The 10,354-nt window shown below is 64.7% G+C and carries 9 protein-coding genes; 4 read left to right on the top strand and 5 right to left on the bottom strand.

The genetic code is table 11. The features are described 5' to 3' along the window. Nucleotides 1–158 precede the first annotated feature (158 nt). On the top strand, nucleotides 159–794 hold the full coding sequence (locus tag ACXAF3_RS16540) for a hypothetical protein (protein WP_475113401.1): 636 nt from the start codon (nucleotides 159–161) through the stop codon (nucleotides 792–794). Between the two features lie 78 nt (nucleotides 795–872). Here ACXAF3_RS16540 and ACXAF3_RS16535 read toward each other — a convergent pair whose 3' ends face one another. From ACXAF3_RS16535 to ACXAF3_RS16515, 5 genes are all read right to left on the bottom strand, one after another. Then, complete coding sequence (locus ACXAF3_RS16535; protein ID WP_475113400.1) at nucleotides 873–1,685, bottom strand: symmetrical bis(5'-nucleosyl)-tetraphosphatase; 813 nt, start codon at nucleotides 1,683–1,685, stop codon at nucleotides 873–875. Beyond that, nucleotides 1,685–2,500 carry a 16S rRNA (adenine(1518)-N(6)/adenine(1519)-N(6))-dimethyltransferase RsmA gene (gene rsmA / locus ACXAF3_RS16530; RefSeq protein ID WP_475113399.1) on the bottom strand — a complete coding sequence of 272 codons (816 nt, stop codon included), beginning with the start codon at nucleotides 2,498–2,500 and terminating at the stop codon, nucleotides 1,685–1,687. The genes ACXAF3_RS16535 and rsmA overlap by 1 nt, the downstream gene beginning before the upstream one ends. A 95-nt stretch (nucleotides 2,501–2,595) precedes the next feature. Then, nucleotides 2,596–3,588 carry a 4-hydroxythreonine-4-phosphate dehydrogenase PdxA gene (gene pdxA / locus ACXAF3_RS16525; protein WP_475113398.1) on the bottom strand — a complete coding sequence of 331 codons (993 nt, stop codon included), beginning with the start codon at nucleotides 3,586–3,588 and terminating at the stop codon, nucleotides 2,596–2,598. A 93-nt stretch (nucleotides 3,589–3,681) separates the two neighbouring features. Continuing rightward, the gene (locus ACXAF3_RS16520) at nucleotides 3,682–5,025 is read right to left on the bottom strand and encodes a peptidylprolyl isomerase (RefSeq protein ID WP_475113397.1); all 1,344 of its coding nucleotides are present in this window, start codon (nucleotides 5,023–5,025) and stop codon (nucleotides 3,682–3,684) included. Nucleotides 5,026–5,033: 8 nt separating this feature from the next. Then, nucleotides 5,034–7,613: an LPS-assembly protein LptD gene (locus tag ACXAF3_RS16515; RefSeq protein WP_475113396.1), complete on the bottom strand. Its 2,580-nt coding sequence runs from the start codon at nucleotides 7,611–7,613 to the stop codon at nucleotides 5,034–5,036. Between the two features lie 219 nt (nucleotides 7,614–7,832). Here ACXAF3_RS16515 and ACXAF3_RS16510 point away from each other — a divergent pair, with 219 nt between their 5' ends. The 3 genes from ACXAF3_RS16510 to rpe are packed head-to-tail and all read left to right on the top strand — an operon-like array spanning nucleotide 7,833 to nucleotide 10,313. After that, the gene (locus ACXAF3_RS16510) at nucleotides 7,833–8,891 is read left to right on the top strand and encodes an aminoglycoside phosphotransferase family protein (RefSeq protein WP_475113395.1); all 1,059 of its coding nucleotides are present in this window, start codon (nucleotides 7,833–7,835) and stop codon (nucleotides 8,889–8,891) included. Between the two features lie 30 nt (nucleotides 8,892–8,921). Then, nucleotides 8,922–9,635 carry an N-acetylmuramate alpha-1-phosphate uridylyltransferase MurU gene (gene murU / locus ACXAF3_RS16505; protein WP_475113394.1) on the top strand — a complete coding sequence of 238 codons (714 nt, stop codon included), beginning with the start codon at nucleotides 8,922–8,924 and terminating at the stop codon, nucleotides 9,633–9,635. Between the two features lie 12 nt (nucleotides 9,636–9,647). Continuing rightward, nucleotides 9,648–10,313, top strand: a complete 666-nt coding sequence (gene rpe, locus ACXAF3_RS16500) for a ribulose-phosphate 3-epimerase (RefSeq protein WP_475113393.1) — start codon at nucleotides 9,648–9,650, stop codon at nucleotides 10,311–10,313. The last annotated feature ends 41 nt before the right edge of the window (nucleotides 10,314–10,354 follow it).

The following is a 10,354-nucleotide window of genomic DNA, read 5'->3' as shown; positions in this document are numbered from 1 at the left end:
TGCGCGGCCTCCAGCTTGAAATCCGGGCTAAATCTTCTTTTTGTGGTGGTCATTTATTCACCTGATCTTCGTTGAGAGTGATAATATCACTCAAAATCAGGTGGCCAAATTTACTATGCCACTACAGGGTGAAAAGGCTGCTTTTGCGGCTCTGCTTAGTGCATTTCAAAGTAAACATCCTCTACTGGGGCCTCTGGGTAACCCCCTTACTGGTCTTATTGCATCTTGGAGAGGCGTTTCACTTTGGGCTTTATTCCCTCTGGTTTGTTCTATTTACGCTGCTGTATATGCTGGCGGTACTGGCGTTTACCCTGCTCAGGTATCGGGCGATCCTATTCTCTACCCGTCCAGACAGGCTGCTGGGGAAGGGGAGTGGTGACCGCTACAAATGGCTGATGGCGCCGCTGGGATACATCATCTTTTCCTGTGGGCTGCTGTATCCCGGCCTGTCGGTCGCCCCGAGATTTCTGCTGGCGGTCTTTGCCTCTGTACTGGTGGCCCAGGGGATCAATGCCATTCTCCGCAACGATGCCCAGGTCCGTTTCTGGATGCATGTGAAATCCTGCAGTCGGGTCTACCTGTTGATCGAGGGGGTCTGTGGAGGTGCGGCGTTGGCTTCGCCGTTCATCGCGGCGATATCCTGGCTGCTGAATACCTCGCCACTGGACTATTGTTTCGTTTTCCTGCTGGCTGCGGGGCTACTCTCGTTCTTGTCTCTGTCGAATCGCGGGCGAAGCCTTGTGGCCCCCCTGCTCGCGGGGGCGGGTGTGGGGCTGCTGTTCCTGTCAGGCTGAAGGGAATCCCTGAAGCAGTTTTAAGGGAGGGCTAGCGAAGTTTACCCTGCCTAGATCCTGGTCGAGTGCCAGCCCGCCCTATAGACTGCAGTCCGCGCAGAAAAATTCCTCGTCGCTCAATCGCATCGCAGTCAGGTAGCCGCCCCAGACACAGCCGGTATCCAGCGCATAGACATTGGGTGTATCAGCCCTGCCCTCCAGCGCGGCCCAGTGGCCGAAGATGATCTTGTCGTTTTTGGTCTTGCGCTCGGGGAAGCTGAACCAGGGCTTGAACTCGCCGTGGGCGGCCTGGGGGCCGCGCTTGGTGACCAGGTCCAGGGTGCCGTCGGCCTTGCAGAAGCGCATGCGGGTGAAATAGTTGGTGATGGAGCGCAGCCGCTCGATTCCCAATAAATGGTCGCTCCAGCAGTGGGGTTCGTTGCCGTACATGCCGTAGAAATAGGCCTTGGCCAGGGCGTCATCGGCCAGCGCCCGGTGTACTTCGCGCGCGAGTTCGAGCGCCTTGGTGACGCTCCAGATCGGCGGAATGCCGGCGTGTACCATGGTGAAGCCCTTCTTGTGCACCACCAGCGGCAGGCCCTGCAGCCACTCGAGCAGTTTGTCGGCGTCTTTCGCGCGCAACACTTTGGCCAGGTCGTGCTCTTTGTCTGTCAGTCGCTTGGCGCCGTGGGCCAGGGCCAGCAGGTGCAGGTCGTGGTTGCCGAGCACCGCGGTGACCTGGTGGCGGTGTTCATACAGGAAGCGCAGGGTGCCGAGACTGTCGTGGCCGCGGTGCACCATATCGCCGGCCAGCCACAGTTTGTCGCGGTCGGGGCGGAAGTGAATTTTTTTCAGCAGCCGCTGCAGTGGCTCGAAGCAGCCCTGTATATCGCCAATGGCGTAGGTGGCCATTAATCCCCGGTCCCCGCTCCGTTTGTCTCAGCGTATAAATAATTTGTCAGCTGCACGAACTCCTGCACGCTCAGTGTCTCCGGGCGGCGTCCGGCATCCACCGGCAGCTGCGCGGCATCGAGTTCCGGGTACAGGGGTTTCAGCGCGTTGCGCAGCGTCTTGCGGCGCTGCTGGAAGGCGACGTTGACGATGCGCTCCAGTAGCTGCTCGTCTTCGGCCGGGTAGGGCGGTGTGGCGTGGGGCACCAGGCGCACTATCGCGGATTCCACCTTGGGCGCCGGGCGGAAGGACTGCGGCGGCACCGGGAAGAGTCCCTGCACGCGGCAGTGGTATTGCACCATTACGCTGAGGCGGCCATAGGACTTGCTGCCGGGCGTCGCACTGAGGCGATCCACCACCTCCTTCTGCAGCATAAAGTGCATGTCCTGCACCACACCGCGGAAACTGAGCAGGTGGAACAGCAGCGGCGTGGAGATGTTGTAGGGCAGATTGCCGACGATGCGCAGCGGCTGGCCGGCGGCGAATTCGCCGAAGTCAAACTTGAGCGCGTCTTTTTCGATGATTTTGAACTGGGGGTAGTCGCGGAATTTGAATTGCAGCAGCGGTATCAGATCGCGGTCCAGTTCCACCGCGGTCAAAGATGGGCAGCGTTGCAATAACAGCTGGGTGATGGCGCCCTGGCCGGGGCCTATCTCCACCAGCTTGTCGCTTTCCTTCGGCGCTACGGCGCGCACTATCTTTTCGATGATATTTTCATCGATGAGGAAATTCTGGCCGAAGCGCTTGCGCGCCTTGTGTTGGAAAAAGTTGTCCATTAAAAAATGTTCGTCTGATTTGCGTAGGAGGGCAAGGGAGCGCAGCGCTGTGCCCATCTTGGCGGTGGTGATGGGCACGCTGCGCTTTGCCCATCCTACAGGTGGCGCAATTGCGCTAATTCTATGGCCTGGGACAGGGCCGCCCGCAGGCTGCCGGCGTCGGCCACACCCTGGCCGGCGATATTGAGGGCGGTGCCGTGGTCCACCGAGGTGCGGATAAACGGCAGCCCCAGGGTGATGTTCACCGCGTGGCCGAAACCCTTGAATTTTAACACCGGCAGGCCCTGGTCGTGGTACATGGCCAGCACCGCGTCGCAGCGCGCCAGCTGTGGCGGGGTGAACAGGGTGTCGGCGGGCAGCGGGCCGATCAGCTGCAGGCCCAGGGCGCGCAGCTTGTCCAGTGCGGGCTCTATGACTTCGATTTCCTCGCGCCCCAGGTGGCCGCCCTCACCGGCGTGGGGGTTGAGGCCGCAGACACCGATACGCGGTGTCTCTATGCGGAACTGATCGCGCAGGCTGCGGTGCAGTATCGTGATGATCTGCTCCAGGCGCGGGCCCGTGATTGCGGCGCTGACGTCCTTAAGGGGCAGGTGGGTGGTGGCCAGGGCCACGCGCAGGTCGTCCGCGGCCAGCATCATTACCACCCGCTCGACGCCGGCCAGATCGGCGAAGAATTCGGTGTGGCCACTGAAGGCGATGCCGGCGTCGTTGATCACGCCCTTGTGCACCGGGCCCGTCACCAGGGCGTCGAAGCGCCGCTGCCGGCAGCCGTCGGCGGCGGTGCGCAGGGTATTGAGCACATAGGCCGCGTTGGCGGTGTTCAGGCGGCCCGCCTCGGCCGGTTCGGCCAGCGGCACCGGCTGGACAAAAAGGCTGCCGGAGGGGGTGGCCGCGGCGGGGGCATCTGGGTCGAACGGCAGCAGTCTGAGGGGCTGGCGCAGCTGCGCGGCGCTTTGTTCGAGCAGTTGCGGGTCACAGACGGCGACGATTTGTGCCGCCTGCGCCGCGCCGGCGGTGGCCAGTTTAACCGCCAGCTCCGGGCCTATACCGGCGGGTTCGCCGGGGGTCAGGGCGATTCTCGGGATCATGTCTGCGCCGGTCCTTCGATAAAAATACCGGGCGCTGGACGCCCGGTGTTCGCCTGCAAGCAGGCTCCTACAGCTATGCGTGCGGCGCGGGGGTTACTGCCGGGTTGCGCCTTCCGCTTCGGTGGACTCTTCCTGCATATCCGGCAGCTTGATCTCGACATAAGCCTGGTCGCGGATTTCGCGGCGCCAGTTCTGCAGCTCTTCCTCGTAGCGGCGGTTGCGCAGCAGGTTGGCGGCCTGGTTGCGGATGTACTGGTCGGTCATGTCCTGCTTGCGGCGGCCCTCCACCTTGAGGATATGCCAGCCGAACTGGCTGCGGAACGGCATGCTCACCTCACCCACCGGGGTGTTGTTCATGGCCTGGGTGAACTCGGGTACGAACTGGCCGGGCATGGACCAGCCGAGGTCGCCGCCGGAGAGCATGGTGCCGATATCCTCGGAGTTCTCCCGCGCCAGCTCGCCGAAGTCGGCGCCGTCCAGTATTTGCTGGCGCAGTTCGAGCAGCTTGTTGTAGGCGTCGTCGTCACTGAGGATGGCAGAGGGCTTGACCAGGATATGGCGCACCTTGGTCTGCTCCACCACCTGCTCGGTGGAGCCGCGCTGGGCGTGGATCTTCAGCAGGTGGAAGCCGGCGTCGCTGCGGAAGGGGGCGGTGACATCGCCGACTTTCAGGCCCTCGAGGGCCTCGGCGAACAGGGTCGGCAGCTCGACTGTCTTGCGCCAGCCCAGGTCGCCGCCGGCGAGCGCGTTCTGGCCGGCGGAGTTGGCGATGGCGAGGCGGCGGAAGTCGGCGCCGCCGCGTGCCTGCTGGGCCAGCTGTTCGGCTTTTTCGCGCGCCTTGGCCACCTCCTCGCTGGGCGCGCTGGAGCTGACCGGTATCAGGATATGGCCCAGCTCGTACTGGGGGGATTTCCAGAATTCACCCTCTTTGGAGCGCAGGAAGTTGTCGATGTCCTGGTCGCTGATCTGGATGCGGCGGTTGACGCTGCCCTGCTCGACGCGGCGGATCAGCAGTTCCTGGCGGATCTGCTGACGGAAGTTCTTCATGGACAGGCCGTCGGCGGCCAGGCGCTGGCGGAACTGCTCCGGGCTGACGCCGGCGTTCTGCTGCACCCGCGCTATGGCCTGGTCCAGCTCCGCCTCGGAGATGGTAACGCCGGCGCGCGATGCCATTTGCAGCTGCAGCCGCTCGATGATCAGCTGTTCCAGCACCTGGCGGCGCAGTATGTCGAGCGGCGGCGCCTGCACCTGCTGGGCCCGGATCTGGTTCATGATGGTGTTGAGGCGCTGTTGCAACTCGCTGGCCATGACCACGTCGTCATCGACCACGGCAACCACCCGGTCGAGTGTCTGCACCTGGGCGGAAACGGTGGTCGCAGCCAGGGCGCAGAGCGCAACCAGCGCCAGCAGGCCGCTTTTCAGCGCGGATTTATGCATTATTGTCATCACTGTTTCAGTACTTCTCTCTGATCAAAGTTGGCGATGCCCTGGCTGAGCATACGGGTGACGGTGGTGCCCAGGCCGGCGAGCCCCTTCAGTTGCAGTTCCAGGTAGATCCCCTCGTCGAACTTCAGGTCCTCCGGCTCGACCACATCCGCCAGGTCGTTGTCCAGGGAGCGGCGCCACACGAGGCGCGCGCGGTAGCAGCAGCTGTCATATTCGACGCCGGCCAGATATTCCAGTTCCCGGTCGAAGGTGAAGTCGTAGTTGGCACCGGCCAGTATAGAGGTGCGGGCGTTGAGCGGTAAAACCGCCGACGCGTTGCCCTGGCGGATGGATCTGTCGGTCTCGTCGCCATTGGCGAAGCGGATCACCTGGTCGTTGCGCTGGTAGACATAGCCCAGGTTGAAGATGCGGAAGTCGTCGTCCAGGTAGCGCAGGCTGAAGTTGCCGCGGTTGATCGTGTGATCGCTGTCGTCGTAGACCACCTCGCTGCCGATGCGCAGGGAGTGAATCGGGCGGCTCTCCAGGCGCGCGGCCAGTTCCGAGCGGGGCGACCCCTCGATGGCGTCGTCGAGGCCGATACGCGCGTCGTCGGAGTAGAAGATCTGTCCGACACTGGCGGACAGCAGGTCGCGGCCGCTCGACGGGTCGATAAGGCGCGTGGTCAGGCCGAGGGCCACCCGGTCGGCGTCGTCGATGCGGTCGTTGCCGGTAAAGCGGCTGTCGCGGAACAGCTGGTCGTAGCTGAAGGTGAACAGCGAGGTGTCGAACAGCAGGTCGTTGCCGCCGTCGAGCGGATTCTGACTGATATCGATAAAGTCGCTCTGGTCGGCGTCGCTGCTGACCAGCGCAAACAGGCGCGGCTCCAGTGTCTGCACATAGTCGCGGCCGAAGGCGCTGCCGTCGCGCTCGAAGAAGAGCCCGGTATCCAGCGTGAACTGGCCGGCGGAGGCTTCCGGGGTATCGCTGCTCTCGGGTTTCAGGAACTGGTCGTCCAGGCGGTAGCCCAGGTAGCGGGCCGCCAGGCCCGGCTTTACATAGCCCCAGAGCCACTGCTTGTCCCAGTAGAGCTCGTAATCGAGCCGTACCCGCTCGCCGGTGACGAAGTCGCGTGTGTCCTCGGTGACGCTGTCGGGATTGTCCGCGTCGGCGATAAAGCGGATAGTCTGGGTGTCGTCGTGATCCCAGCTGGTGATCTCGTTCTGCATCGACAGCAGCCAGTCGCCCCAGCGGTAGTTGCCGTCCACATCCAGGCGCGGCAGCTGGGCGTAGGTGTCGAATCTGTCTTTCTGCAGCAGCTGGTAGTCCTGGGCGCGCAGGGTCGCCCGCCAGTGCTCGCTGCTGAGGCTGCCCTGCACCATCTGGTTGACCTGGGTCTCGGCGGAGACGCTCAGGTTGGCGGTGTCCAGGTCGCGGAAGTAGTCCGGGTCGCTGACCTTGGTGTAGTCGATAGCGGTGCGCCAGAAACCGTCGCCGCCGCCCTGCTGTTCCAGGTTCACAAGCCAGCGATCGGTGCCCTTGGCCGGATTGACCAGGTCCTCCGGGAAGCCGGCCTGGATCAGCTCGCGGGCGTCTTCGTCGTCGCCGCCCTTGTCGTTCGGCAGGCCGGCGAAGCGGACCTCGGTGTTGAACAGCCGGCTCAGATGGCGCACTTCCACCTCGGCGCCTGTGCCGCGGTGCTGGATATAGCGCGGCACTATGGTCGCGTCCATCTGCGGCGCTATGTTCCAGTAGTAGGGGATGGCGACATCCCAGCCGTTCTCGTCGCTGTTGCTGACACTGGGGAACAGGAAGCCGGACAGGCGCGCATCCCCCACCGGGAAGCGCAGGTAGGGGAAGTAGAACACCGGCACGTCGAGGATCTCGAGGCGCACGTCCCGCGCCACCCCCTGGCGCTGCACATTGTCGATAGTGATCTGGCCGCCGCTGACCCGCCAGATCTCGTCGCCCGGTTCGCAGCGGGTGTAGTTGCCCCGGGTCAGCGTCAGCTCGCCACTGGCCTCGCGGGCGGCGTGGCTGGCACTGCCGTGCACGAAGGCGTCGTGTACCACATAGGTGGCATCCTCGATGGCCGCGGCGCGGCTGTCGGTGTGCACCTCGGCGGCGGCGCCGCGCACCAGCAGGTTGGGCTCGCGCATCTCTATGGCGCCGCGCAGGTAGGCGGTGCTCTCGTTGCGGTTCACATCCACCTGGTCGGCGAACAGCTGCCGGTAGCCCTGGGTGATATGCACATTGCCGCGCAGCTCCGCGGTGCCGTCGTCCAACCACTTGGATTCGTCCGCGGTGGCGCGCAGCGGTGCCTCGTCCGGGTCCAGGTCTGCGTCGGCGTAGTTGCGCGGCGGCGCGACAAAGGTGCCGGAGCAGACCGCCGGCATGGCGGCACGCTGCGCGGGGCTCAGCTGCGACTTGGGCAGCCAGTCCAGGTACAGGTAGGGGTTGTAGTCGGCATCCGCGGGCGTGCCGGGGTCCTCCGCGGCGGCCCACAGCGGCTGCGCGGCGATCAGGCCGATGGCGAGCGAGTGCGGGCGTGAAATCTGTTTAATTGCCAGCGCCAGGCGGCGCCACCGGGAAGCTTCCAGCATCAGGTGATATGTTCCGGCTATCTTTAGTCTTTTCTACCGTCGGGAGGGGCGCGCGGCGCGACCTGGCGCGCGCAAAAATCAGCGGACGATTCTACTTGAATGTAGAAGTGGTTGATAGCGGCTTGCCCCGGCGCGGGCGGCGGGATTTCTGCGGTCGCCGCTGGACGCGGACGGCGTCGCGGTTACAATGCGGCCAAAGTATCGGAGTAGTAACGGCGGATGAGCGGGCAATCGACGGGTGGAACAGACAAGCGGCGCGAGGCATTGAGCCTGTGGGCCGGCCGCGCACTGGGGCTCGATCGCGCCGCACCGCTGCAGACGCTCGCCGGCGATGCCGGTTTCCGCCGCTACTTCCGCACCGAGACGGAGCCGCGGCTGATCGCGGTGGATTCCCCCCCAGAGCGCACTAATCCCGCCCGCTTTGTGGCCGTGGCCGACTATCTGCGCCGCAACGGCATCCACACGCCGCTGGTGACGGCGGCGGATGTGGAGCAGGGATTTATGCTGCTCGAGGATCTCGGCGACCGGCAGCTGCTCGGCGAACTGGACGACGACAGCGTCGAGGGCCTCTACGCCGAGGTGCTGAGCGAGCTGCTGTGCCTGCAGCAGATACCGCCGGCGGACGACCTTTTCCCCCCCTACAGCCGCGAACTGCTGCTGACGGAGATGCGCATACTGCCGGAGTGGCTGGCGCAAAAACTGCTCGGCTACCCGTTGCGTGCGGCGGACGAACAGCTGCTGGAGCACACCTTCGACCTGCTGCTGGACAGCGCCGCGGAGCAGCCGCAGGTGCTGGTGCATCGCGACTATCACAGCCGCAATCTGATGATCCGCGACGGCGAGCGCCCGGGCGTAGTGGATTTCCAGGACGCCGTGTGGGGGCCCGTCACCTACGATCTGGCCTCGCTGCTGCGCGACTGCTATATACGCTGGCCGCGCGAGCGCGTGCAGCGCTGGGCCCTGTCGTACGCCGCCACCGCAGAGGCGGCGGGGGTGCTGGAGCCGGTTGCGCCTGCGACCTTCCTGCGCTGGTTCGACTGGATGGGGCTGCAGCGGCATATCAAGGTGCTGGGGCTCTTCCCGCGCCTGTATCTGCGCGACGGCAAACAGGGCTACCTGCCGGACCTGCCGCTGGTGATCCGCTATGCGCTGGAGGTGGCCGGGCGCTACCCTGAACTGAAGCCCTTTGCCGACTGGTTTGCCGCCGAGCTGCTGCCGCTGATCGAGCGCCAGGACTGGTACCGGGATTACCGCACTGCCGGCGGGCGCCGCCGCTAATCAGAAACCGCAACCGCACAGAATTCTTCCATGAGCGAGACACAACACCCTATTCCCACCGCGATGGTGCTGGCCGCCGGCTTCGGCAAGCGCATGCGCCCGCTGACCGACAAGGTGCCCAAGCCGCTGCTGCCGGTGGCCGGCAAGCCGCTGATCGAGTACGCGCTGGAGCGGCTGGCGCGCATCGGTGTGCAGCGCGTGGTGATCAACCTCGGTTATCTCGGCCACAAGATCCGCGAGCGGTTGGGCAATGGCGAGCGCTGGGGGTTGGAGATCCGCTACTCGGTGGAGCGGGAGGAGGAGCCGCTGGAGACCGCCGGCGGCATTATCAAGGCGCTGCCGCTGCTGGGAGAGGATCCCTTCCTGGTGGTCAACGGCGATGTCTGGTGCGACTTCGACCTGGCCCAGTGGCTCGCGCGGCCGCTGCCCGACGACTGCCCCGGGCGCCTGCTGATGGTGCCCAACCCGCCGCACAATCCGGAGGGGGATTTCGGCATCGATAACGGCCTGCTGTCCGGTACCGTCAAGCCGCGCTATACCTTCGCCGGCATCAGCTGGCTGCGCCCGCAGATGCTGACCGGCTACCCGAAGGCGCGCCGCTGTTTCGGTCTCGGCGAGGTGTTCACCTACAACGAGGACCGCCTGCAGGCGGAGCTCTACCGGGGCGACTGGTGTGATGTGGGCACCCCGGAGCGTCTCGAACGGCTGGATGCGCGCCTGGCAGAAGGCAAAGCGAACCAATAAAGGAAGCAGAAAATGTCGAACTACAAAATTGCCCCGTCCATTCTCTCTGCCGATTTCGCCCGTCTCGGCGAGGAGGTGGATGCGGTGCTGGCCGCCGGCGCCGACTGGGTGCACTTCGATGTGATGGACAACCACTATGTGCCCAACCTGACCATCGGCCCGATGGTCTGCCAGGCACTGCGCAAGCACGGCGTCGAGGCGCCCATCGACGTGCACCTGATGGTGGAACCGGTGGACGATATGATCCGCATGTTCGCCGATGCCGGCGCCACCTATATCACCTTCCACCCGGAGGCCTCGCGCCACGTGGACCGCTCCCTGCAGCTGATCCGCAGCCTCGGCTGCAAGGCCGGTCTGGTGTTCAACCCGGCCACGGGCCTGGATGCGGCCAAATACGTGATGGACAAGCTGGATATGATCCTGCTGATGTCGGTCAACCCGGGCTTCGGCGGGCAGAAATTTATCCCGGCCGCGCTGGACAAACTGCGCGAGGCGCGCGCGCTGATCGACGCCTCCGGCTTCGATATCCGCCTGGAGATCGACGGCGGCGTCACCCGCGACAATATCGCCGAGATAGCCGCCGCCGGCGCCGACACCTTTGTGGCCGGCTCGGCCATCTTCAATGCGGACGATTACGCGGAGGTCATCGGGGCCATGCGCCGGGAATTGGCGAAGTAAGCTCGGCGGCTCCCCTGTCCCGCCCGCGAAGCGGGCGTATG

The sequence above is a fragment of the Microbulbifer sp. ABF4_143 genome (genome assembly GCF_056160225.1).
Note: the sequence above shows the minus strand (reverse complement) of the source record. Positions and strands in the feature narration are given on the sequence as shown.